At 64.6% G+C, this 23,892-nt stretch carries 22 protein-coding genes and 1 pseudogene; 8 read left to right on the top strand and 15 right to left on the bottom strand.

Annotated features, from left to right (window positions below):
• Positions 1-157 precede the first annotated feature (157 nt).
• Together AC5Y21_RS16840 and AC5Y21_RS16835 are read right to left on the bottom strand one after the other, a co-directional pair.
• Entirely contained in the window at positions 158-1,369 is a 1,212-nt protein-coding gene (locus tag AC5Y21_RS16840) for a thiolase family protein (protein WP_499913870.1), read from the bottom strand.
• A 32-nt stretch (positions 1,370-1,401) separates the two neighbouring features.
• Positions 1,402-1,800 (bottom strand): Zn-ribbon domain-containing OB-fold protein, encoded by a 399-nt coding sequence (locus AC5Y21_RS16835; RefSeq protein ID WP_499913868.1) that lies wholly within the window; start codon positions 1,798-1,800, stop codon positions 1,402-1,404.
• Between the two features lie 136 nt (positions 1,801-1,936).
• Here AC5Y21_RS16835 and AC5Y21_RS16830 point away from each other — a divergent pair.
• Positions 1,937-3,061 (top strand): annotated as a pseudogene (locus AC5Y21_RS16830) (DNA polymerase); the annotation flags it as partial.
• 24 nt (positions 3,062-3,085) lie between these two features.
• Positions 3,086-3,805 carry an NUDIX hydrolase gene (locus tag AC5Y21_RS16825; RefSeq protein ID WP_499913866.1) on the top strand — a complete coding sequence of 240 codons (720 nt, stop codon included), beginning with the start codon at positions 3,086-3,088 and terminating at the stop codon, positions 3,803-3,805.
• 18 nt (positions 3,806-3,823) lie between these two features.
• On the opposite strand, the gene AC5Y21_RS16820 is transcribed toward AC5Y21_RS16825, so the two are convergent.
• From AC5Y21_RS16820 to AC5Y21_RS16810, 3 genes are all read right to left on the bottom strand, one after another.
• Positions 3,824-4,252, bottom strand: coding sequence for a hypothetical protein (locus AC5Y21_RS16820; RefSeq protein ID WP_499913865.1), 429 nt, complete (start codon positions 4,250-4,252; stop codon positions 3,824-3,826).
• Positions 4,253-4,277: 25 nt separating this feature from the next.
• Positions 4,278-5,177 carry an SCO6745 family protein gene (locus AC5Y21_RS16815; protein WP_499913864.1) on the bottom strand — a complete coding sequence of 300 codons (900 nt, stop codon included), beginning with the start codon at positions 5,175-5,177 and terminating at the stop codon, positions 4,278-4,280.
• 137 nt (positions 5,178-5,314) lie between these two features.
• The gene (locus AC5Y21_RS16810) at positions 5,315-5,890 is read right to left on the bottom strand and encodes a hemerythrin domain-containing protein (RefSeq protein WP_499913863.1); all 576 of its coding nucleotides are present in this window, start codon (positions 5,888-5,890) and stop codon (positions 5,315-5,317) included.
• Positions 5,891-6,105: 215 nt separating this feature from the next.
• Between AC5Y21_RS16810 and AC5Y21_RS16805 the strand changes: the two genes are divergently transcribed.
• From AC5Y21_RS16805 to AC5Y21_RS16795, 3 genes are all read left to right on the top strand, one after another.
• Complete coding sequence (locus tag AC5Y21_RS16805) at positions 6,106-7,623, top strand: FAD-dependent monooxygenase (RefSeq protein WP_499913948.1); 1,518 nt, start codon at positions 6,106-6,108, stop codon at positions 7,621-7,623.
• A gap of 436 nt (positions 7,624-8,059) precedes the next feature.
• A complete protein-coding gene (locus AC5Y21_RS16800) occupies positions 8,060-8,359 on the top strand; it encodes a PE family protein (protein ID WP_499913861.1) in 300 nt (99 codons plus the stop codon).
• Between the two features lie 10 nt (positions 8,360-8,369).
• Positions 8,370-9,584: a PPE family protein gene (locus AC5Y21_RS16795; protein WP_499913860.1), complete on the top strand. Its 1,215-nt coding sequence runs from the start codon at positions 8,370-8,372 to the stop codon at positions 9,582-9,584.
• 14 nt (positions 9,585-9,598) lie between these two features.
• On the opposite strand, the gene AC5Y21_RS16790 is transcribed toward AC5Y21_RS16795, so the two are convergent.
• Positions 9,599-11,419 carry an acyl-CoA dehydrogenase gene (locus AC5Y21_RS16790; RefSeq protein ID WP_499913859.1) on the bottom strand — a complete coding sequence of 607 codons (1,821 nt, stop codon included), beginning with the start codon at positions 11,417-11,419 and terminating at the stop codon, positions 9,599-9,601.
• Positions 11,420-11,560: 141 nt separating this feature from the next.
• Here AC5Y21_RS16790 and AC5Y21_RS16785 point away from each other — a divergent pair, with 141 nt between their 5' ends.
• A complete protein-coding gene (locus AC5Y21_RS16785) occupies positions 11,561-12,748 on the top strand; it encodes a cytochrome P450 (protein WP_499913858.1) in 1,188 nt (395 codons plus the stop codon).
• An 11-nt stretch (positions 12,749-12,759) separates the two neighbouring features.
• Here the strand turns inward: AC5Y21_RS16785 and AC5Y21_RS16780 are convergent, their stop codons facing one another.
• The 3 genes from AC5Y21_RS16780 to AC5Y21_RS16770 all read right to left on the bottom strand — a co-directional run bounded on the left by AC5Y21_RS16780 (position 12,760) and on the right by AC5Y21_RS16770 (position 15,711).
• Positions 12,760-13,707: an NAD(P)/FAD-dependent oxidoreductase gene (locus AC5Y21_RS16780; protein WP_499913857.1), complete on the bottom strand. Its 948-nt coding sequence runs from the start codon at positions 13,705-13,707 to the stop codon at positions 12,760-12,762.
• 8 nt (positions 13,708-13,715) lie between these two features.
• Entirely contained in the window at positions 13,716-14,933 is a 1,218-nt protein-coding gene (locus tag AC5Y21_RS16775; RefSeq protein WP_499913856.1) for a GNAT family N-acetyltransferase, read from the bottom strand.
• Positions 14,934-15,147: 214 nt separating this feature from the next.
• Entirely contained in the window at positions 15,148-15,711 is a 564-nt protein-coding gene (locus tag AC5Y21_RS16770; RefSeq protein WP_499913855.1) for a PadR family transcriptional regulator, read from the bottom strand.
• 184 nt (positions 15,712-15,895) lie between these two features.
• Between AC5Y21_RS16770 and AC5Y21_RS16765 the strand changes: the two genes are divergently transcribed.
• Together AC5Y21_RS16765 and AC5Y21_RS16760 are read left to right on the top strand one after the other, a co-directional pair.
• Positions 15,896-16,252, top strand: a complete 357-nt coding sequence (locus AC5Y21_RS16765; protein ID WP_499913947.1) for a nuclear transport factor 2-like protein — start codon at positions 15,896-15,898, stop codon at positions 16,250-16,252.
• Positions 16,253-16,254: 2 nt separating this feature from the next.
• A complete protein-coding gene (locus AC5Y21_RS16760; protein ID WP_499913853.1) occupies positions 16,255-17,295 on the top strand; it encodes an LLM class F420-dependent oxidoreductase in 1,041 nt (346 codons plus the stop codon).
• Here AC5Y21_RS16760 and AC5Y21_RS16755 read toward each other — a convergent pair.
• The 6 genes from AC5Y21_RS16755 to AC5Y21_RS16730 all read right to left on the bottom strand — a co-directional run bounded on the left by AC5Y21_RS16755 (position 17,264) and on the right by AC5Y21_RS16730 (position 23,892).
• Positions 17,264-18,484 (bottom strand): sulfotransferase family protein, encoded by a 1,221-nt coding sequence (locus AC5Y21_RS16755; protein WP_499913851.1) that lies wholly within the window; start codon positions 18,482-18,484, stop codon positions 17,264-17,266. The genes AC5Y21_RS16760 and AC5Y21_RS16755 overlap by 32 nt on opposite strands.
• Positions 18,481-19,554, bottom strand: coding sequence for a DUF1214 domain-containing protein (locus AC5Y21_RS16750; RefSeq protein WP_499913849.1), 1,074 nt, complete (start codon positions 19,552-19,554; stop codon positions 18,481-18,483). Before AC5Y21_RS16750 ends, AC5Y21_RS16755 begins: the two co-directional genes overlap by 4 nt.
• 49 nt (positions 19,555-19,603) lie before the next feature.
• Complete coding sequence (locus AC5Y21_RS16745) at positions 19,604-20,854, bottom strand: sulfotransferase family protein (protein ID WP_499913847.1); 1,251 nt, start codon at positions 20,852-20,854, stop codon at positions 19,604-19,606.
• Positions 20,851-21,927, bottom strand: coding sequence for a DUF1214 domain-containing protein (locus AC5Y21_RS16740; RefSeq protein WP_499913845.1), 1,077 nt, complete (start codon positions 21,925-21,927; stop codon positions 20,851-20,853). Before AC5Y21_RS16740 ends, AC5Y21_RS16745 begins: the two co-directional genes overlap by 4 nt.
• A gap of 7 nt (positions 21,928-21,934) precedes the next feature.
• Complete coding sequence (locus AC5Y21_RS16735; RefSeq protein WP_499913843.1) at positions 21,935-22,528, bottom strand: TetR/AcrR family transcriptional regulator; 594 nt, start codon at positions 22,526-22,528, stop codon at positions 21,935-21,937.
• Between the two features lie 152 nt (positions 22,529-22,680).
• Positions 22,681-23,892 (bottom strand): acyl-CoA dehydrogenase family protein, encoded by a 1,212-nt coding sequence (locus tag AC5Y21_RS16730; RefSeq protein WP_499913841.1) that lies wholly within the window; start codon positions 23,890-23,892, stop codon positions 22,681-22,683.

Below are 23,892 nucleotides of genomic sequence, written 5' to 3'. Positions count from 1 at the left end.
CGTTGCCGCCCAGCAACGTCAAGCTTGCACCCGATGGCTTGCGAAATTCTTGCGGGCGGGCGGCACCTGACCCTTGGCCGAGCAGACGCGGAATCGCACGATCCGGGCGCTAATTGTGCGATTCTGCGTCTGCTCGCGGTGGAGGGTACTCGCGCTACTAGGCGGCGGATTTTTCCAGAATGTGCACGCCGCACGCGGAGCCCAGGCCGATGACGTGAGCCAGGCCGACTTTGGCGTTGTCGATCTGACGATCGCCGGCTTCTCCGCGGAGATGGTGGCAGATTTCCCAGATGTTGGCGATACCGGTGGCCGCAATGGGGTGGCCCTTGGACTGCAGCCCGCCCGACACATTCACCGGCGTCGAGCCGTCGCGCCAGGTGGCGCCGGAGTTGAAGAAGTCGGCTGCGCCGCCTTCGTCGCACAGCATCAGGTTGTCGTAGTGCACCAGCTCGGCGGTGGCGAAGCAGTCGTGCAGCTCGACCAGGTCCAGATCGCTCGGTGCGACGCCGGCCTGCTCATACGCGGTCGCCGCCGCGTTGCGGGTCAGCGTGTTGACGTTCGGCAGTACCTGGCATCCCGCCTCGTAGGGATCGGTGGTCAGCACCGACGCCGCCACCTTCACCGCGCGCCGACGCTGCTCAAGCGAGAGGGACTTCAGCGTCTCGCCGTTGCACACGACCGCGGCCGCGGCACCGTCACAGTTGGCCGAGCACATCGCCCGGGTGTTCGGGTAGGCGATCATGACGTCGTTCATGATCTGCTCGAGGGTGAACCTCTTCTGGTAGGCAGCCAGCGGATTCAACGTCGAGTGGGCGTGGTTCTTCTCGCTGATCTTGGCGAACAGCTCGAAGCTGGTGCCGCCGTACTTGTGGCCGTATTCGGTGCCGATCTGGGCGAAGACGCCGGGCATGGCCTCGGTGCCGATCCGCCCGTCGACCGGCGCGACAGCGCCGTATCGGCCCTTCGGTGCCCAGACGTCGGTGTCGCCCTTTTTCTGCCCGCCCGCGCCCAGCAGGCCGGCACCGGAGAGCTTCTCCACGCCGACGGCCAAGCCATAGTCGACCTCGCCGGCCTTGACGGCCATGATCGCGGTCCGCAGTGCGGTGGCCCCAGTCGCGCAGGCGTTGGCCACGTTGTACACCGGGATGCCGGTCTGGCCGATCTGCTTCTGCAGCTGTTGACCGATCCCGGCATTGGCGGCCATCAGGTTGCCCGCCGCCAGCACACCGACGTCGGCCATGGTCACGCCGGCGTCAGCTAAAGCGCCGGCGGCTGCCTCGGCGGCCAAGTCAACGGTGTCCAAATCGGGGTGCTTGCCGAACTTGGTCATCCGGATGCCGAGGATCCAAATTTCGTCGCTGGCGCTCATCGTCGCTGCTCCTTCGTCAAATCGGTGCTAAGTCAGGGGATGGGCTCGAAGCCGAAACCGATGGCCTCCGTGCCCGCCGAGTCGGTGCCGATCGGAAAGGTGGCCAGTCGCACCTTCATCCCGTCGCGCACATGCTCGGGATCGGGGTCGACGTTGACCAGGTTGGCGCGGACCTGCGTGCCCTCGCAGTCGACCACCGAAGCCACGAACGGGACGGGAATCCCCGGTGCGGCGAAGGTGACGATGGTAAAGGTCCGCACCGTGCCCTCGGTGGCAACCGGCACGGTCTTGAAATCGGTCGCAAAACAGCCGGCACACGCGTTGCGCCGGTCGAAAAACCGCGCGCCGCACCCGGTACATTCCTGCGCGACCAAGTGTGGTTGACCGTCGTCGAGCACCAGATAGTCGACCAAGGGAATCTGCTCAGCCATAGAAACCTCCGTGACGTATCCACTGACCGTAGCGAGAGCGATCGGCCGGGCATATCAGTGGGTCAGGCGGATCGCCACAATGGTTGGCAGATCATCACTACCGCACGAAACAAGACACGAATAAGGGATGGCGAACGTGTCGAATGGACTCGACGTACGCGGGCGGGCGCTGCAAGCCGGGGAGCTCGCCGCCTGGCTGGCCGAACATAGCCTGGGGAATCGCTTCGGCCTGGCCGTCGTCGGCACTGACCTCGGCTACGGCTCCAAAACCGTCGCACTGGCGATCGTGGCGGCCGACGGGGATGGCCGCTACATCGACGTCGCCGCGTTGAAGCCAGACGACGAGGCGGCCTTGGCATCCTGGCTTGCCGACCCCGGCCCGCCCAAGGCGGTGCACGAGGCGAAACTGGCGATGCACGCTTTAGCCGGCTGCGGCTGGACGTTGCGCGGTGTCACCTCGGATACCGCGTTGGCGGCTTACTTGTTGCGTCCCCAGCATCGAAGTCTGGCCCTCAACGACTTGTTGGTGCACCACATGCGGTGTGCGCTTCCTGCGGAAGCTGTTGAGCCACAGCAATTGTCATCGCCGAAAGGTCAACAGCCAGCCGTGTCGGCGTTGATCCTGAGGGCCTGCGCGGTGCTCGACCTCGCCGACGCGCTGGACGAGGAGTTGGCGCGTATCGACTCCTCGTCTTTGCTGAGCCGACGCGAGCTGCCCGTTCAGCGGGTGCTGGCCGAGATGGAGACCGCGGGCGTCGCGGTGGATCGCGCGATGCTGACGCGCATTCAGGGCCAGGCCAGCGAACTGCTGAATTCGATCGGCTCCGACGGCCGTATTCATGCCACCTTTCACCAGACCAGCGGCGAGCTCTCGTCGTCCAACCCGAACCTGCACGAGATCGCTGCCGGGCGGCAGATCCGCGAGGCGTTCGTGGCGGGGGATGGCTATGCCGGTCTGATGACGGCGCGCTATCGCCAGATCGAGAAGCGGGTCACGTCGATCAAGGGCGGCGCGACGGACATCGTCAAGGCCGCGATGATCGACGTCAACCAGGCGATCAAGGATGCCGGCCTAAAATCACGCATGTTGTTGCCGTTGGCCGACGGGCTGGTGTTCGAGGTCGCCGACGGTGAGTGCGCCACATTGGCGGAATACGTCGGTGAACACATGGACAGCGCCTATCCGCTCGATATGCCGCTCGAGGTTTCGATCGGATACGGCCCTAACTGGGACGCCGCAGCATCCGCCGGACCGGCATGAGCGGCGCATGCATATGGTCGAGCGGTGACCATCACCTATGACGATGCGCTGCGTGAGCGGATCGGTGTGCATTTGGCGCGTCATGAGCGCCGCGCCGTAACCGACTCGACGAAGCGGCATGCGGCCGTAGCGGTGGTGCTGGTCGACTCCGAGGTCGGCGAGGACAGGGTGGACCCGGCGCCGGTAGACGAATGGATCGACGGGCGGCCGATGCCGGAGGCCGGCCTGGACGGTCGCATGGTCGACGTCTCCGGCGGCGCAGCGTTCTTTCTGTGCCGGAGAGCATCTCGCCTCACCTCACACGCCGCGCAATGGGCGCTGCCCGGCGGGCGCGTGGACCCCGGCGAAACCGTCGTAGACGCCGCACTGCGGGAGTTGGACGAGGAGGTCGGCATCCGTCTGTCCGACACGACCGTGCTCGGATTGCTCGACGACTACCCGACACGGTCGGGTTATGTCATCACCCCGGTGGTGATCTGGGGCGGCGGACGACTCGATCCCAGGCCCGCGCCCGACGAGGTGCTGGCGGTGTATCGGGTGGGCCTGCATCAACTGCAGCGCCCCGATTCGCCCCGATTCATCGCCATCCCCGAAAGCCCGCGGCCGGTCGTGCAGATCCCGCTGGGAAACGACTTGATTTACGCGCCGACGGGTGCTGTTCTGCTGCAGTTGCGGTGGCTGTGCCTCGAAGGCCGCCGCGACAGGGTCGACGAGCTTGAGCAACCGGTATTCGCCTGGCGCTAATGACCTGGTAGTGGCTACTCACGCGGCAGGTTGCACGTGAACGTTTCTGGCGCCCTTGGCGTTTCGTAGTCCCGAGCAATTCACACAGCCGATACATCCCACGCAATCGGTGCAGCGCACACAGCCGAGGCAGGCCGCGCAGCGGGTACAGGCAATACACGCCAGGCATGCGACGCATTCCCGTACGCCCACACACACCGCGGTCAAGGCGCTGGAAATCACCAAGGCGCTACCGGCGATGGCCGCCGAACCGGCGACCGCAACGCTGCCCGCTGTCGCAACCGAGCCCGCCACCGCCACGCTGCCCGCAGTCGACGCCGACCCGGCAACGGCGACGCTCTTTGCGGTCGCGACCGAACCGGCGACTGCCAGGCTGTCGAAGGTGGCTACCGAGCCGACAACCGGGTCACTCTCGACCGCATCCGCCAAATCCCACTGAACTGTCATGGGTCCATCATCGCAGTCGTGTGGTTCAAGCTGAAGGACCGCCCAAATGTGCGCTGTCGTCGTGCAATTCGTCATGGCGCACACCCATCGGGGTGACACCGGGAATATCGCCGCCGGCGACCACTGCCCGGGTGATCGGGGTGAGCGCCCGGAACAGGGTTTCCACTTCATCGTCGTTGAGCGCGTCCAGGGCCGATAACGCAAGCAAGTCGGTGCTCGATTCGATGCCGTCCTTCAACTCCCGGCCGGCCACCGTCAAAGAGCCGTCGTCATTGAGCAGACCTCGCTCGATCAGCCGTTGTTCGTAGTGGCGCCACGCCGTCTCGTCGTAATCGCGGCTGCGGGCGATGAATTCACGCGTAACACGGCCGGCCGCCACATGCAACACGTTGGATTCACGGCCGGACACACCCGCAGCGGTCAGTACCGCAACGTGCGCGTCGCCGCGCTGTTCGCGCAACAGCGTCGTGGCGTGCCACAGCGCGGCCAGCGGATCATCCGGCCAGGGCAGCGCCAGATTAGCGGCGAACAGTGGTCTTCCGTCCAGCGGCGCCCCCCGGGCTGCCTTTTCCGCCAATTCCGCTGCGACACAAGTACTTTCGTCTACTTTCAGACCGTAGCGGCGCAGTGCCGCCACGGCAGAATCCTGGCGGGCACGCAATGCTGCTTCCGGACCCGCGATCCGCCACGCGGCGGGCAGCGCCCTGGCGACCCGTTCTGGCGCGAAGTTATAGAAGATCGCGGTGACCACTTCGGTCGGCACCATGCCCAACGGGGCGGACCTCGCGGCGAAGTAGCCCATCCAGAACCCGGGGTAGCCCAACGCGTCCAATGCGGCTCGCGCCTCAGGCGCGAAGTACGTCACCGCATGCACTGGCTCAAATCGATCGAAGAAGCGTCGTGCCAACTCTGGTTGTCTGGCCACGGTCGCAGTTAACCACGCGAGGTCGGCGGCCCTGAAGTCCTCAGAACCCTGAACTCGCGGAATGGGCCCCGCGCCGGCGACTGAAGTGACGGGCGGAACTGGCGATGTACCGCCCCGGCGCATCCCACGACGTCACGTCATTTGCCCTTGAGGCTGCCGATCCGAAGCGAAAAGTCGGTGCGTTCGGAGCGTTGGGTGCTCTCAACATTTTCCACGTAGCCTTCGGGGTCGCGGTCGGCGATCGGCAGCCCTTCGGTGGTGGGATGCTGAGCCATAAATTCGCTGTATTGCCGCCCGAGCGCTTCGCGTAGTCCGATCGGGGCATGGCGACGGAAGTCTGACAGGCCTTCTCGTTCTTCCTCACCCATGTGCTCGTCGTTCGCCAGCCGGGTGCGGCCCACTGCCGCCCACCACTCCTTGGTGCCAATGCCGCTTGCGTTGGCGGCCCGTACTCCGTCGCGAATGTCGTTGTGATCGCCGATGGCGTCGAGCGTCTCGCCTTCGGGGTCGTCGGCGCCCCGCTTCAGCAGTTGCGGGTAGAAAATACTTTCTTCGATATATGCGTGTACGTCGAGCTTGTCGGCGAGAGGACGCCATACCCGCTCGAGGGCTGCGCGGTCGACGGGTGTCTGCGACTGCAGATAATCCAGCCTGGCGAACTGTTCCCGGAACCATTCATGATCAGCGAGGATCAACATGGTGATATCAGCCATTCCGGCTCCCAGCCTCCCCGGCCACTGCGTACTGCGGCCATCTCTCCCATTCTGCATTTAACGCGTTGCGGCGGCGGCTGGGGCCGAGGGAACGGAGAAGAACTCTCACTTTCAACTTATAGCTCACCCCGGGGCTTGCGGCAAGACCGGGGGTATGCCGCAAAATTGCTGGCCGAAGCCATAATTCACGAAACGGGGGTTGTCTAGTGGGTGGCATTCCGACATCGGATAAGTCGCGCAGCGCAGCCGAGCCGAAATCGGGCCACGCGGTGGTTGTCGTCGGAGCGGGACCGACAGGACTGATGCTGGCGGGGGAGTTGGCGCTGGCAGACGTCGACGTAGCCATCGTCGAGCGCCGGGCCGGCCAGGACCTGATCGGCTCGCGTGCGGGCGGCCTGCATTCGCGCACCATCGAGATGCTCGACCAGCGCGGAATCGCCGATCGGTTCCTGTCTCAGGGCCAGGTGGCGCAGGTAGCCGGATTTGCTCAAATCCGCCTGGACATCAGCGACTTTCCCACCCGGCACCCCTACGGACTCGCGCTATGGCAAAACCACATCGAGCGCATACTGGCCGACTGGGTCGACGAACTGGCAGTGCCGATCTATCGCGGACGTGAGGTAACCGGTATCGCCCAGGATGGCAGCGGTGTGGACGTCGAGCTGGCGGGTGGCCAGTTGCTGCGCGCGGAGTTTCTGGTCGGCTGCGATGGCGGACGCAGCCTGGCCCGCAAAGCAGCCGGCATCGAATTCGTCGGTTGGGATCCGACGACGAGCTATCTGCTCGCCGAGGTGGAGATGGACTTCAATACGGACGATCCGCCGGAATGGGGCATCCGCCACGACGCCCTCGGCGTCCATGCGCTGAGCGTGGTGGAGGAGCGAAGCGCCGTGCGGGTCATGGTGACCGAGCAGGAATTGCGACCCAACAGCGAGCCCACCTTGGCTGAGCTGAGCGAGGCGCTCACAGTCGTGTATGGAACCGATTACGGGATCCACAGTCCCGCTTGGATTTCCAGGTTCACCGATGCGGCGAGGCAGGCCGCGGCCTATCGCAACGGCAGGATCCTGCTGGCCGGCGATGCCGCACATGTGCATCACCCGGTGGGTGGACAGGGTCTCAACACCGGTGTGCAGGACGCGGCGAACCTGGGATGGAAGCTGGCGCAGGTGGTCAATCAGACCTCACCCGAAAGCCTGCTGGATACCTATCATGCCGAGCGGCACCCGGTCGCTGCGCGCGTGCTGCGCAACGCGATGGCGCACATGGCGCTTCTTCGCACCGACGATCGCACGAAGGCGATGCGCGAAGTCGTTTCCGAACTCTTGAGCATGGAAGAGCCGCACAAGCGCTTCGCCGCGATCATGTCCGGCTTGGACATCCACTACGACCTTGGTGAAGGGCACCCGTTGCTGGGCCGTCGCATGCCGGATCTCGGCCTGGTCACCCCCGATGGCCCGGTACGGGTATTCACGCTGTTGCACGACGCCCGCCCACTGCTGCTCAACCTCGACGATCCCGGCGGCTTGGACATCTCTGCATGGAGCGATCGTGTTCGTTTGGTCGACGCGAAATACGACGGCGACTGGGATCTTCCGGTACTTGGCGTGGTCAGCGCTCCCACCGCCGTGTTGATCCGGCCCGACGGATACGTTGCCTGGGCGGGGGACCATTCCCATCATGGGCTCGCCGACGCGCTCAGCACTTGGTTCGGGACGCGTACCGCCGCGTAAACACCGCCCGCCACGGCACCGCGGGTACAGCGCGCAAAAACATATGTGTGCCATATATGAGATGAATTCGCTTAGCGCTCTTCTCGTCGATCGGGTCTCGGCGGTGGGTCGGCGCAATGGGACATTAAAAGCGCTGCGGCAGTGCAGAATAGCCGGTGGATCCAGCCGTCCTCTGGGCGGCCGCAGCGGGAATGTACGCCGTCTACAGCCGGTGGCAAATCCCTATGCTGTTCATATTTCGTGTCAAACATATTGGTTTGCAACATCTTTCATGCATAGCTCAAATGGGCTGGCAACGTGAACAGTTATCGACAACGCAATGAACAAGCGCGCGTGAGCTTGTCATGTCGGGACGTCGTTGGCCTACCCTCGCAGTTGGTTCGGTGACGGTGCAGTTACTGAAACCTGTTGATTCAAAAAGTTTTTGAGGAGCAACATGTCAATGGTGATCGCAGAGCCGCAGATCCTTGCGGCTGCAGCTGCGGAAATGGAGGCGTTAAACGCCTCGGTCTGGGCCGAAAACGCCGCCGCGGCAGCCGCGACTACTGGGGTAGTTCCGGCCGCTGCCGACGTGGTTTCGATTCTGACCGCTGCGCAGTTCGCTTCGCATGCGAGGCTTTACCAAGAAATCAGCGCTCAGGCCGCAACCATCCGTGCGCAGTTGGCTACGACGCTGACCATCAGCGCCGGTTCGTATGCGGCCACTGAGGCCGCCAACGCCACCGCGGTGTGTTAGCGAGTCAACAGTGGTCGATTTCGGGCTGTTACCGCCGGAGATCAACTCCGCGTTGATGTACTCCGGCCCCGGCTCCGGGCCGATGCTGGCCGCCGCGGCGGCCTGGGAGGCGCTGGCCAGTGAGCTGCACACCACAGCGTCCTCCTACGTTTCGGTGATCAGTGGCTTGACCGACGGACCGTGGCAGGGTCCATCCGCGGGGGCAATGGCCGCAGCGGCCGCTCCGCAGTTGGCGTGGCTGAGCGGCACCGCCGGGCAGGCCGACGAGGTTGCGGGCCAGGCTGTGGCGGCGGCGGGTGCCTTCGAGGCGGCGTTCGCGCAGACGGTGCCGCCGCTGGAGGTTGCGGCCAACCGCGCCTTGTTGATGGCGTTGCTGGCCACAAACTTCCTTGGTCAGAACACCGCGGCGATTGCGGCGACCGAGGCCCAATACGCCGAAATGTGGGCTCAGGATGCCGCCGCAATGTACGGATACGCCGGGACATCGGCTGCGGCGTCGACGTTGACGCCGTTCAGCCCAACGGCACAGGCCACAAACCCGACCGGTCTGGCCGGCCAGGCCACTGCCGTCGCTCAAGCGGTCGCAACAAGCACCGGCATCAACGCGGACGGCATGGCTATTCCCAGCGCGCTACGGGGTCTCGCCGGCTTCACGAACACCCCACCGTGGGCTACCAATATCACTGGTGCGCTGAATGGGCTCGGTCTCACGCTCACCTCCGACGGCAGCGGGATCGTCGTGGGCGGAGTTGCCGGCGACATTCTGGAGGGCCTGACGGGGTCGTCAACATTGGATGCCAGCACGCCCTTTGACGCGTTCATCAGATTGATTTCGCCCGTGCGGCTTTTCACGACCTCGTTCAAAGACATCCAAGGCCTCAGCGCGGCAATGATGCCGCAGGCGGCCAAGGCCGCCTCCGATGCGGGCAAGGCTATTGCTGCGTTGCCGAATGCGTTTCCGAATGTCATGGGCAATGCTGCGGCAGGAGTGGGTAGGGCGGTGTCGGTCGGAGGATTGTCGGTTCCGGCCTCCTGGGCGGGTGCGGCCCCGACGCCAACCCCGTCCGCCGTGACGCTCAACGGGCTCGGCGCCGCAGAACCCCCGACCAACGCGTTCAATGGATTGCCGTTGCTGGGCGGCGGACGTGGATCGCCAGTCCCGTTCGCCGCGCCGAAGTACGGCTTCAAGCCGACGGTGGTGGCACAGCCGCCGGCCGGGGGATGATGCGGTACGCGATGTCAGAAGGCGTCGTCGGCCAGGTCCATCAGCTCGACGTCGACGTTCTCGACAACGGCGCGGGTCGTCGAGGTCGACGGCAGGATCGTCTTCGCGAAAAACGAGGCGGCCGCAATCTTGCCTCGGTAGAACCCATCATCGGAACCGGCATCGATTGCGGCAGCGGCGATCTCGGCCTGTACCAGCAGTCGCCATCCAATCAACAGGTCACCGACAGAGTGCAGAAAAGCCACCGACACCAGACCGACCTTGTATAGCTCAGTCGGATTGTGTTCTGCGGCAAGCAGATACGTGGTGAGCGTGCCGGTCATCGCTTGCACGTCCGACAGGGCGGTAGTCAGTTGTGCCCGCTCGGCCTTGAACCGGTCGCCGGTGATGTTGTCGATGAACGCGGTGATCTGCCCGGCGACGTGGCCGAATGCGATGCCCCGGTCGCGCGCGACCTTGCGGAACACAAAGTCCAGCGATTGGATCGCGGTCGTGCCTTCGTAGAGCGAGTCGATTCTAGTATCCCGGATGTACTGCTCGATGGGGTAGTCCTTCAAAAACCCGGATCCGCCGAGGGTTTGCAGGCTTTCGTTGATCCACTGATAGGACTTTTCGGAGCCGACACCCTTGACGATGGGCAGCAGCAGATCGTGCACACGCCCCGCCAGGTCGGCGTCCACACCCGCCACCAGCGCAACACCCGAGTCGTATTGATAGGAGGCGGCGTACATATACAGAGCGCGCAGCCCTTCGGCGTACGCCTTCTGCAACATGAGGCTTCGCCGCACGTCTGGGTGGCGGGTGATCGGCACCCGGGGCGCGGTCTTGTCCATGAAGCGGCTCAAGTCGGGGCCCTGCACACGCTGCTGCGCATAGTCGAGCGCATGCAAGTAGGCGATCGACAGCGTCCCGATGGACTTGACACCGACCATCATCCGCGCGTACTGGATGGCCGTGAACATCTGGGCGATGCCGTTGTGCACGTCGCCGACCAGGTACCCGACGGCGGGAATGCCGGTTGCGCCAAAGGTCAATTCGCAGGTCGGGGAGGCTTTGATGCCCATCTTGTCTTCCAGCGCCGTCGCGAACACCCCGTTGCGTTCGCGTAGGTCCAGCGTGTCCGGATCGAACAGGTACTTCGGCACGTAGAACAGGCTCAGGCCCTTCGTGCCTGGTCCGGCACCATCCGGACGGGCCAGCACCAGGTGGAACAGGTTCTCCGCGGTGTCACCGACGTCGCCTCCGGAGATGAACCGCTTCACTCCCTCGATGTGCCAGGTGCCGTCCGGTTGGGCGATCGCCTTGGTGCGCCCGGCGCCGACGTCGGAACCCGCGTCGGGCTCGGTCAACGCCATCGTCCCCGTCCAGCCTCGCTCCAACCCGATCCGCGCCCACTGCTGCTGCTCTTCGGTGCCGACCAACGCGAGCACTTGCGACATCAGCGGTGTGCTGTACCACTGAATGGCCGGGTTGGCGCAGATCATCATCTCGTTGACCGCCCACGTCAGCGGGGCCGGTGCCGGCATCCCGCCGATCGCCTCGGACATCCCGACCCGCCACCATCCGGAATCCTTGAACGCGGCCACGGCCGGCCGCACCGCATCCGGCACCGCGATCGTGTGCTCGTCCGGGAGGAAACGCGGCGGGTTGCGATCGGCTGCGACGAACGAGTCGGCGATCGGCCCCTCGGACAGCCGCGCCACCTCGCGGAGAATGTCACGCACCGTCGCGGTGTCCAGATCGCCGTAAACACCCGAATCAAGCACGGCGTCGAGACCGAGAACCTCGAACAGGTTGAACTCCAGGTCCCGGAGATTTGCTCGGTAGTGACCCATCGCTGTTCCTCCGCACAGTGACAAATTGGCGCTTTTATGCACCACTCGGCGGCGCCGCGACAAGAATCCTCCCGCACCGCGGGTTCGCCTGCCCCCCGTTTCGCGAAATCAAGTCAGCCATCCGGCGGTGGGTGTTCAATCATGAGCGTGTTTGATCGCGGACCTGCGGCCGGAATTCCCACGCTGCCGGTAGACCTCTACGGGAGGGAGACGCTGCTCAAGCCGGTGGAGACCTACCGCCGGATCCGCGAGGCAGGAGCCGCGGTCTGGCTGCCGAAGCATCAGCTCTGGGTCATGGGCCGCTACCGGGATGTCCGCCAAGCGCTTGGCGACGACAAGACCTATTGCAGCGGCGACGGAGTCGCTGCCAATCCGATCACCAATATCCTCACCGCGGGGACCACGCTCGCCAGCGACGGCGACGCCCACGTCAAACGGCGTCGCCTACTGCTGCAATCGCTTTCGGCCAAGGCGCTCTCGGCGGTTGACCCGATCCTGCAAGTGGAAGCAGGGTCGCTTATCGACGGGCTGCGCCATCGCGACGAGTTCGACGGTGTCGCCGATTTCGCCGCGCATCTCCCGATCCGGGTAGTCGCCGATCTCGTCGGTGTCGACATCGACCACAACCAACTGCTGAAATACGGCCGCGGCGGATTCGACGTCCTGGGTCCGATCAACAGGCGAACCCTCAAGGCAATGCGGACTGGATTGAGCCTGAGGCGTTACGCGCGAACTATCCGCACCGAGAACGTCAAGTGCGGCGGCTGGGCGGAATCGATTCTGGCAGCTGGCCATGACGGCACATTGAATTCGGCGGAAGCCAAGGCGATGGTGATCGACTTCATCGGCCCGAGCCTGGACACCACAATCCTGGCATCCGCCCAGCTGTTGTGGAGCCTGGGCACCGAACCCGACGTATGGAACGAACTGCGGCGCAATCCCGATCTGGTGCCGGCTGCCGCGGCCGAAGCCGTCCGCCTCGGCTCGCCGGTGCGTGGTTTCACGCGAATGATCAAGCGCGACACCGAGGTCGACGGCACGGTGCTGCGTCGTGGCCAGCGTGTTGCGTTGCTCTACGCGTCGGCGAACATGGATGAAACCCAGTTCGAACAGCCCGAGGTCTTCTCGTTGCACCGCAAGGGGGCCAACCTCGGATGGGGTTTCGGCGCACACGCGTGTGTCGGCATGTACCTGTCAAAGATGGAAATGCACGCGTTAATGCGCGCGATGATTCAGGAAGTCGACCACATCAGTGTTGGGAAGCCGGTTCGGTTGTTGAACAACACCCTTCAAGGTTTCGAGTCGCTGCGCGCAAGTTTTCGCCGCTAAGCTGAATCGCCTCAGCTCACGATCAGATCGTCGGGCAGTTCGTCGCTCAGCATGGCCTGGGCCAGCAGTTCACCGAGCAGCGGCCCGAACTTCATGAGATTGCTCCCGACGAACGCGACGACGCGGCCGCGGCGCGAAACCGTCCACCCGTCGCCACCGGAGTCCAGCCATGGCGCGCGCACCGTGACACAGTCCACCTGGTCGACGGCCACCAGCGACGGGAACAGCGCGCGCACAGTCGCGGGGTCGGGCGTGTCCTGGCCGAAGGCCCAGCGGCCTGTGCTGCCGAGCGGCAATCCGTAGCCTTCGGGCGCGGAAAGGCATGCTGCGCCTGCGGCATTGGCGCCGGTGTAGGTGAAACGAGTATGCGGAAAGAACTCGACGTCCAGCGGACCGAAGAGTGCCGGCGTCTGGACTCCCGCACAGATCAGCACGTGATCGGCTTGCACTGTGGTGCCGTTGGCAAGGGCCACCAAGCCGTCGTCGGACACCGAGACGACCTCTTCGCGTCGGACGGTCACTCGCTGCGCGAGGGCAGTCAGTGCGCGTCGGATGCGCAGGCTGCCGCCGAGCGGGTCGAAAACGGCGGTCTCCCAGGGCGCAGCGGTGAACGGGATCCGCGCCGTGATCGCGCGCCGGTCAAGCCACGAGAACGCGGCGCCGGAGTCCGTCATGGCCGCTGCGATGTCGTCGGTGGGGCCGGCGGCGACAAAGCCTTCGGAGCCAAGCAATCGTCCCGCGCCGAACTCTGCTTCCCAGCGCTGCCAGCCTTCGCGGGCCCGCAACGCGAGCGCGCACAGCGCCGGACGCCGATGTGCGATGCGGAAGATTCGTGCCAGTCCAGCGGACTGCTCGGCAAACGGCTCACCGCGCTCGAAAACAACCACGTGCTCTCCGCGCCGCGACAGCTCGTAGCCGGCGGCGAGCCCGCATATCCCCGCACCGATGACGACAATCACGGGTACGGCTAGAAGAAGAAGCCGGCGTACGGTGCGTCGGGTACGGCGAACAGCTGATCGGCCTCGGCAAGTGCCGCCGGATCGTCAAACTGGACCAACCCGGCGACCGCGAGACTGCGCCAGGTCGTACCGCCAAGCAGAACGGTGCCGAGGCCCTCCACTCCGACACGTAACTGCGCGGGCCGGTTTGTCGGTTGGGCGCCGTCGCCCGCGATGGCGAAGCTGGCCGAATTGTTCGGTAAGAGTGGATCATTCACTTCGACAGTGACCGATCCGGTGCCGGCATATCGGCGGGCGGCCAGCGCCTTCGCGACATCGACGACGCGCAGCCACGTTTCGTCGTACACCGCAGCCACCTTCACCGCCCGCCGATCGACTAGCAGTAAGGGCAGCGGATCGTCGACGGGCAGCGACCAGAACACCACGCGGTCAACAAGATCCAGCCCCAACAGGAAACGCAACAGCCCGAGATAGGCGTCTGCGGTCGGCGCAAAGAAATCTTCGACCACGATGGTGCGCTGGTCACTGATGAACCACTGCTCGGTGTCGATGGGCCGGTAACGGACGAAACCCGACTCGAAGCCCGGCTTACCGTGCACCGCGATATACGAAGGCCGTGAGGCTGATTCGGCGCGCAGCCGCAGACCCTCCCACCATATCGGTGTGCGATCGACGGTCCCCGGCCGGGACGGCCGATTGTCGGCGTAGATCCGCGGCAGCAGGTCCCACGCGTCGGCCGGGTCGAGCAGCCGCACCGGCCCGCCGGACCCCACGCCTGGACGCAACGCGGCGCGAGCCGTCTGAACCTCAACGCTTTGGCATGAATTCGCCACTCCGTAGCCGTACCGTTCGTAGATCGTCGCCTCCGACGCCCGCAGCGTCGCGAGTACCTCACCCCGCGCGGCCATGTCGCGCAGTTGATGGCGTATCAGGTCGGTGGCGATTCCTTTTCGGGTGAACGACGGGAGGACGCCGATGTGTGTCACGGCGGCATGGCTGACGATCGTTCCGCCGGGAAGGGTTATGCCGCTCGTTACGGCATCGGCGGTGCCGACGAACTGCCCGTCGACGAATGCTCCGATGGTGCGGCCGGGCTCAAGCAACTTGCTGATCTGGCCGGGCGGCAGGTTCGACAACGGCGGAAAACCGACCATGGCGGTGCGGAAGAGGTTAGCCGCGGCGATCAGGTCGTCCTCGCCGTCGAGAACACGGATGTCGGCGTTCATCTGGTCATCATGACTCGTCCCGGCAGCGGCAATGCGAGCGCCCCGGCCGGCTTGACGTTCACTGCACGTCCCCACCAGTCACAGTGTGAACGGAAGTGGCTTTTTGTCCGCCTGCCAGCGACGACCGTTGCACACCAACGGAATGTCGCTATGAGCTGGACGAGGACACATCCTCGCCGCCGGCGGGTAGGAGTGACGGGTGGGGCTGGTGCAATCAAGTCCTCGCCGGCAGACGGCGTTCGATGACTTTCAGCGCGTGTTCGGCCCAACGAATGTTCTCTTGTTCAAACGAGATTCCGCGCAGCAAGGTCAGGTAGGGGCCCACTCGTTCGGCGTGAGCAAGATAATCCTGCTCGGTGCGGCCGTCAAGGATCCGTGTTCGCAGTCGTTCGTAGCGTTCGAGTTTCCCTGTGGCCCACTGCAATCGCTCCAGAATGAATTCGCGGACCGCCGGCGTGTCACCGGCATCGGAAGCCTGCACTTTGACCAGCAGCTCATCGCGGATAACGCAGGGCTTCGGCGTTGCCGCAGTGAACTTCTGGATAGCCTCGCGGCCGGACTTCGTCAATGAGTACATCCGCTTGTTAGGTCGGCGCTCTTGCTGGACCACCCGCGCCTCGATGAGACCTTGCTCGGCTAGTCGTTCTAGCTCGCGATACAGCTGCTGCGGTGTGGCCATCCAGAAGTTGGCCACTGAGGCGTCGAAATCTTTGGCCAGGTCATAGCCGGAATACTCGCCCTCGAGGAGCGCAGCCAACACGGCATCGCGGAGCGACATCGCTCGATCATACAACAGCACGATTATTCAACAAAGTGATTAATCGCCTATGGACATACGATGGCGCAGCCTCTACCGTCGACCACACCTACTGAACAAGTTGACTAAGGCGAGGTGTCTCGTGAGTTCTCAGCATCCCTTCCGCAAGGCAGTCGAACAGGGCGACGAGGCGGCCATCCAGGCAATGCTCGCCGACGACGTCGTCTTCACCAGCCCGATCGCGTTCAAGCCGTACGTTGGCAAGCCGATCACCGCAGCGTTCCTGCGCGGAGTGCTGCGGGTCTTCGAGGACTTCCGCTACGTCCGGGAAATCCATGACGCCAACGGCCGCGATCACGCGTTCGTGTTCGAAACCGTAGTGGCGGGAAAGAAGATCACGGGCTGCGACTTCCTGCACTTCAATGACGAGGGTTTGATCGACGACTTCATGGTTATGGTGCGACCACTGTCGGGCGCGACGGTGCTGTCGGAGGCGATGGGCGCGCAATTCGACCGCATCCAACAGGAGGCCGCCGAATTGGCCGGCGCGCAGCGGGACTGATCATGCGCATCGGATTGGCGATCAACTACGCGGGCGGCTTCAAGGAGGTGGCCGCCGAAGTGGCCGACCTGGAACGCGCCGGCCTGGATATTGTCTTTGTCCCCGAGGCGTATTCGTTCGATGCGGTAAGTGCGCTCGGCTACCTCGCGGCCAGCACCGAGCGGGTTCAGCTGGCTTCCGGCATTCTGCAGCTCTACACCCGCACGCCTACCCTGACCGCAATGACCGCCGCGGGTCTCGACTACGTCTCCGATGGCCGCTTCATCCTCGGCCTGGGCGCCTCGGGTCCACAGGTCATCGAGGGCTTCCACGGCGTGCCCTACGACGCACCGATCGCCCGCACCCGCGAAGTCATCGAGATCTGCCGTCAGGTGTGGCGTCGCGAAACCCTGCAACACCAAGGCAAGCACTACACCATTCCGCTGCCAGCCGAGCAGGGGACCGGGCTCGGCAAACCCCTGAAGCTCATCAATCAGCCAGTCCGGGAACGTATTCCGATCCTGGTTGCCGCACTCGGCCCCAAGAACGTCGAGCTGGCCGCCGAGATCGCCGAGGGCTGGCAACCGATCTTCTATCTGCCGGAAAAGGCTCGCGAGGTATGGGGCGGCGCGTTAGACGCCGGCCAGGCCAAGCGCGATCCTGCCTTGGGCAAGCTCGAGGTCTACGCCGGTCCGGTGCTGGCCATCGGCGAAAACGTCGAGCCATTACGCGAATTCGTCAAACCACACCTGGCGCTCTACATCGGCGGTATGGGCGCCAAGGGCAAGAACTTCTACCACACCCTGGCCACCCGATACGGCTACGGCGCGCAAGCCGACCGGATCCAGGAACTCTATCTGGGCGGCGATAAGGACGGCGCTGCAAAGGCGGTGCCCGACGAACTGGTGCGAGACGTCAACCTGATCGGTCCTGCGGGTTTCGTCAAAGAACGGGTGGCGGCGTTCCGCGAGGCCGGGGTGACCACCCTGACGGTCGCACCCATCGCGGAGTCGCCGGCCGAGCGGGTCAAGCTCATCGAGACGCTTCGGGAGCTGGTCGACTGAGAAAGGCGAACCGCTCACGCAGTTCGTCTTCGTCGATACCGAAGTCGGCAGGCGCGTACCGGTGGCGATTGAGCTCGGCAGGGTGTGCCGAGTGATAGTCGGCCACGAACTGGCCGAGCTCCGTCGGCGGCGCCATGTCAGCGGCCTGATAGATAACCGCCAGCGCGGCAGCAGGATTCGCGAGCAGCTGTCGATACTCGAGGTCGACGAAAGACAGCTCGCCGGCGGCGGTAGAGGCGCGGAAGTCTGCGGCCCTGCGCAACCACAATTCGCTTTGATCGATCTGTTGGCGGCCGACATCGACGGGATCGACATCGTCGCTGTAGGTGGATCGGTACACGGCGAACAGACTGGCTCCCGAGGTCAGCGTCTCGACGATGTCGCGGTGGATCTGTACGACGACGGCGCCGGGAAAGGTGGCGGCGAGATGGCGCAGCTCCGCGGTGTGCGCCGGCGCCTTCAGCACGAAACGGCGGCGATCGCCGGATGCGAGCAGCTGCAGCACTTCCCGGTACCGGCCATAAGTACCACCGAAATCCTGGCCGGCCAGCCAATTCGAATAGGCCGGCAACCGCAACATCGAGGTGAACCCCCAATTGCGAAGGTCGGTGCCCATCCCCAGCACGCATTCCTCGGGCAGGGTGGGGCCGGACGGATGCACGAATGCCATGTCGGGATTGAGTGTGTGCAGCAACTGGGTTGCCGCTGAGGTGGTTTCGGGATCCATAGGCCGAGCCGAATCGACGGAGAGCCACGGCGCGACGAGCTCCGCGGGCAGCGGCGCATGCAGGCGTGGATCGCTGCCCAGCAGCCGGAACAGAAACGTCGTGCCGGTCCGCCAGCCGCCTACGATGACAATGGGCGGGTCAAGCTGTGTAGCAACGACTTCGGGATGCTCACGGCGACACCTGGCAATCGTGGCGCCCGCCACCAGCCTTCCGGTGGCCATCTGTGACACCATCCGGACACCGACCGCGTTGAGGCGGCCGTCCTGCTCGGCCGAATGCAGCAGCGATTCCAGTCCGGCTTGCCACCCGTCGGCGAACAACGCGTCTTCACAGCGGCGGGCGGCCTTTTCGATCACCGCATCGGCGTCGAGGCGGTATCGCTCGGGCCGCTCCGCGCGATCCTGCTCGGCGGCCGCGTAGATCGCGGCCGCCGGTGTCCGGACGGGCGCTTGCCAGCTCATATGTCCGCAACGAGATCGTCGAGCCGGACGCAGCGAACAGTCGGCAGCTCCGGCGCGGACTCGGGCTGTAGGAACCGCATCACGAACAACCCGAAACGACGCCCTTCGGTGTCGAGCCAGTCGTAACCGTCTGTGTGGGGATCTCGACCGGCCAGCACGAAGCGAAATCGCCCGTCGGTGATCGAGGCAGTGGCCGCCGTGTGCGAGACAACCCGGTGGCGAAAGTCCAGTGAGTTCAGAAACCTGTTGTACAACACCATATTCCAGTGCCGGCACGTCACCAACGGTCCCTCGACGACGAGTGCCTCGTCCGCGGCCAGTTGCCAGGCCCCGCGCAGGTAGTGAATTCCCGGCTCGGTGAACGCCGCCCCGCCGGCCATTGCCGTCCAGTGCCGCACACTGTTCGGTGCCTTGGTGTCAGCGGCGACCGACAAGTCGAGCAGTCTCGGTAGCTGCCCCAAGAAACCGCCGAGCCGGGACAGGTCGCGGTCAAACTGGCCTGCGTCCACCGGCGGCTCAGCTGAGTTGGGCTGCGGCGTCTGAATGCGACACCACCCCGGATGAGCCGGGCTGGCTTCGTTGTGGACATAGCGCACCCACACCGAAGTCGATCCTTGCGGCAACTCCAACCACGTGTTGTGCGCGATCGCACTGCGGGACAACGTAACGGTGAAGTTGCCGTCGGAGTCGAGCGTCAGCTCGTCGCTGTCGATGCGCGCGACCGCCGTCGTCGTCGCGATGTTTGTTCCGGCGTAGACCGTGATCGATTGGTACACGGAGTCGCCGACGTTGCCGGTGATGCGGTACTCGCCGTCGTCCCGGATGTCGGTGATCCAGTACCGGTAGTCGGGGTTATCCATGAAGAACTTCTCGCGCCAACCGTTGAAAGGCACGAGTTCGGGTTTCTCCCGGTCGATTTCAAAGCGTCCGAGGAGATTGTTCAACGCGCGCAGTAACGCCAGGTGGGCATCGGCGCGGTCGGTAGCGTCGAGTTCGGCGGTCGACTCATCCAGATCACGGCCGGCGGCGGAGAGACCGGCAACGAGATCCCGCCACCCGTCATTCGGCATTTGCAATGCCCTCCGTCACAGATTGCCAACTCATCGCCGAGATTCGAGATTACCGGGCGGAGTCGATGAAGCGCTTTCGGTATGCGGCAAGGCGGGTGGCTATCTCTTCGCGGTCCAGTCCTAGGTCTTCGGCGTTGTAGAGCACACCGCCGTAGCGGCCGCGCGGATGCTCGGCGCGGAACTCGGCCATGGCTTGGCGTACGGAGTGGTCGAACGGCTGGCCGGCCAACTCGTAGATCCGTGCGATGGTTGCCTCCTCGTCGGCCATGAAGTCGGTGAACTGCACGTCGATCGACTGGCCGGGCGGCAACAGATCTCGGTCGCGCAGACAACCGTTCAGGAAATCCTCGGCCCTGGCCAGCCAGTACCGCGCGGTCTTCACCGGGTCCGGCCGTGCCATGGCCATCCGCGACGAATAGCAGATCATGGTGGCCATCGACAACACCACCTCCACCGGATCGCGGTGTGTCACGACGAAAGTCGCATCCGGGAAGGTGGCGAGCAGTGCCGGGAACTGCTCGAGGTGCTGCGGCGACTTCAGCACCCACCGGCTACCGCCGCGCAACCATTGCATGGCGCGCATCATGCGCTTGAGATAGGCATAGCTGGGCGTTTGGTCGTGCGCCTTGTAGTGGGCGGCGAAACTCGGTATGTGATAGACGCTTTCGAGCAGCATGCCGGAGATGTCGTTGGCGAACAACTGGATCTCTTCGTGCGCGTGCTCAACCGTCATGTCGTGCATGCGCCTGAATTCCGGCATCGACGTGTTTGTCAGTTCCAGGGCCGTCGTGCAGCGGTCGCGGCGCGGCTGCTCATCATGTGCCTCGTCGGGTGGCGGAAAGGGTTCCAGACTCTCCCAGTACGGCAGGTGGCGCAGCGACGGGTCGGCGGCCAGCATGTTGTGCAGATGCGTGGTGCCCGTGCGCGGCAACCCGCAGATGACGATCGGCCGCTCGATAGGAATGTCCTCGATCTCGGGATGCTCGGCAATCAGCGCTTCCAACCGCAACCGGTTGACCAGGTTCTGCACCACCTGCTCGTAGGCCATCGCCACGCCGGTGTCGGACAGGCCCGCCTCGTCACGCAGCGACGCACACAGCACGTCGAGGCGTTCCCGAAACGCCGGATCACCCCAACCGTTCAGGCCGGTACGCTGCTCGGCCGCGGCGATCATCTCCTCAGGCTGCAGCTTCAGTGTCGCGCCGTAAGCGGCCAGACCGTCCCGGATCGGTTGCGCCGCAGCCGGATAGACGGGATTGGCCAGATCCGCCAGCCTGATGTCAGCGGGACGGTCGCTCACGGCGTCAGGCTCGCGACATCGACGACCTGGCAGCTAGGACGTTCCGGCGTCTGTTCGGGTAGGAACCAGCGCAGCCAGATCAGTCCGCGGGCGCGTCCCGCGGTAGACACCCAGTTGGGGTGGCCAGGGTCCTTGTCGCTGACCACGATTCGCCACGAGGCGTCGGGTTCATAGTCGATGTGCGCGCCGTTGATGGTGACCCGTTCGTAGGTGTAGTCGTAGGTGTGCAGGAACGGGTTCCACAGGCACAGATTCCAGAACACGCAGTCCGGTGACGTGCCGTCGATCACCAGCGCCTGGTTCGGTTCCAGGTCGTAAGCGCCCATGGCATAGGCGGCATCGGCCGCCGACCAGCCGTAGGCGTGCTGCGGCACCGGGAAGGGCTCGGCGATCTGGTTGGCCGGTTGAACGCGGGTGGGCAGAAACGACATCTGCTCACGCAGCCAAGTGCGCGCCGCGCGGAACCGTCGGGCCAGGTCCTCGGGACTGTCTTGCTTGCGGGCGGGCGGGTCGATCGCTTCAATCTTCCATTGGGTGCGGCGACCGGTAGCCGGTTCGGTCAGATAGTCACGGGTCAGCGCGTGGACCGCGTCAGGGTCGAGTTTCAGCCACGTTCCCGGCTGCGGATCCGGGCTGAGAATGAACTCGAAGTTGCCGTCGTCGTCGAACTCGAGGTTTCGGTCGTTGATGGTCCCGACGATCCGGTTGCTGTAACGGCCATCGTCGGGTCCGCCGTAGACCGTCATCGACATATAGACGGCGTCGCCGCGGTTCCCGCTGACTCGGTACGTGCGATTCGGATCGATAGGGGCGACTTGGTAGAACGCATCGGAGTTGTCGCCGCCCCACTTCAGGTATGGGCCGATCACGTCAACCAGAATCGGGTTGTCCTTGTCGCCCCAGACGTAGGTGTCGACTGCGACCCGAAGCACGCTGAAGGCCAGGCGGTAGCCGTCGAGGACGTCGGGCTCGTCCAATGGCGGGTCGGCAGCGAGCATTTTCTGTTCGATGGCACGCACCTCGTCGAGCAGGCCTCGAAAGGCTTCTGACGCTTCGGATACATCGCTTGTCATCTATTTCTCACTTTCGTTTTCCGGCTCCGCGAATGACCAAGGCGCACAGTCGTTCTGCGAGGGCATCTATATCGTCATATTGCTGTACCTGGGCGGCGTAGAAGGCGGTGCCGACGAGCACCTGGTAGAGCATGTCGACGTCCACGTCCGCGCACAGCAGACCTTGCTCGACCCCGCTGCTCACCAGTTCCCCGAACTCGGTGAGGGTGCGTTCGTCGAGCAGCTGCTGGGTGCGGATGTGCAGTTCTCGGTCGCGGTTGCGGTCGGCGAGAATACCGAGCGCGGCGGCCTCGACCACGGGCTCACGCCAGAACCGCAGCACGCCGCGGACGAACACCAGCAGATCGGTCTTAAAGTCGCCGGAGTTCTTGACCAGCGCGGCATCTGGCGGCTGACCGAATGCCGCATCGAACACCACGTGCGCCTTGGACGGCCAGCGCCGGTAGACGGTGGGCCGGCTGACTCCGGCCTCGCGGGCGATCGCGTCGATGGTCACCTGGTCGTAGCCGTCGCGGGTCAGCAACCGACGCGTCGCGCCCGTGATGTCGCGCTGGGTGCGCGGATCACGCGGACGACCGCGGCTGGGTTCGGGCGCAGCCATGACGATATCGTTACATTACGTAACGTAAAGTTGTCAACACCTTGTCCGGCCTACACCCTCATGGTCGCGTCGAAGGTGGGGGATATGGACGAATTCCGACGATTTCTAGTCCATAGGGCCCACGCTCGGCGGACCGAGGGGAGCTCAGGCCGCTAGCGGATGGGCAGGCCCGTCACCGCTCGCGAAATCACCAAGCGCTGGATCTCGCTGGTTCCCTCGAAGATGGTGAAGATCTTTGCGTCGCGGTGCATCCGCTCCACTGGGTAATCACGGGTATAGCCGTTGCCGCCCAAAATCTGGATGGCTTCGTCGGTGACGTAGACCGCGGTCTCGCTTGCCACCAGCTTGGCCATCGAGCCCTCGGCGGACTCGAAGTTCTGGTTGTTGCGTGCCATCCAGCCGGCCCGCCACACCAGCAACCGTGCCGCGTCGATCCGGCTCTTCATGTCCGCCAGCTTGAACGCCACCGCTTGGAACTCGCCGATCTTGCGACCGAATTGCTCACGCTGGCAGGCGTAGTCGAGTGCGTACTCGTACGCGGCTCGGGCTACGCCGACGGCCATGGCGCCGACGGTGGGGCGGGTGCGCTCGAAGGTCTTCATCGCCGCCTGGCCGCCCGCGGAGGCACCGGATTTGACCCGGGCGATGCGTGTTTCGAACTTCTCGCGGCCGCCGAGGATCGCGTCCTCGGGCAGGTGGACGTTGTCGAGCACCACCTCGGCGGTGTGTGACGCGCGAATCCCGTGCTTCTTGAATTTCTGCCCCTGAGCCAGCCCTTTGGTATCTGGCCCGATGACGAATGAGGCCTGGCCACGGGTGCCGAGTTCGGGATAGACGGAGGCCACCACGATGTGCACGTTGGCGATACCGCCGTTGGTCGCCCACGTCTTGGTGCCGTTGAGAACCCACTCGCGCGACGCCTCGTCGTAGCGCGCACGAGTGCGGATGCCGCCGACGTCAGAGCCCGCGTCGGGCTCCGACGAGCAGAACGCACCCAGCTTGGGCTCGCCGGCGGTGCCGAACATTTCGGGCAGCCAGCGGCCGAGCTGTTCGGGAGTTCCGTTGCCCGCCAACGCCGCTGCGGCTAGGCCGGTGCCCATGATGGACAGCGCAATACCCGCGTCACCCCAGAACATCTCCTCGAACGCGGCGAGCATGCCCAACCCCGTCTCCTCAGCGGCTTGCTGCGCGAAGAAATCGGGTGAATAAAGGCCCACCTTCGCGGCCTCCTGGATCACCGGCCATGGGGTCTCTTCGCGTTCGTCCCATTCGGCCGCGGCAGGGCGGATGACTTCGGCTGCAAACTCGTGCACCCAATCGCGGACCTGGATGACGTCGTCGCTCAGTTGCATTGAGAAAGTCAC

The sequence above is a fragment of the Mycobacterium sp. NGS41 genome (genome assembly GCF_059812725.1).
The sequence above is the reverse complement of the archived record's forward strand: the minus strand, read 5'-3'. Positions and strand labels throughout refer to the sequence as shown.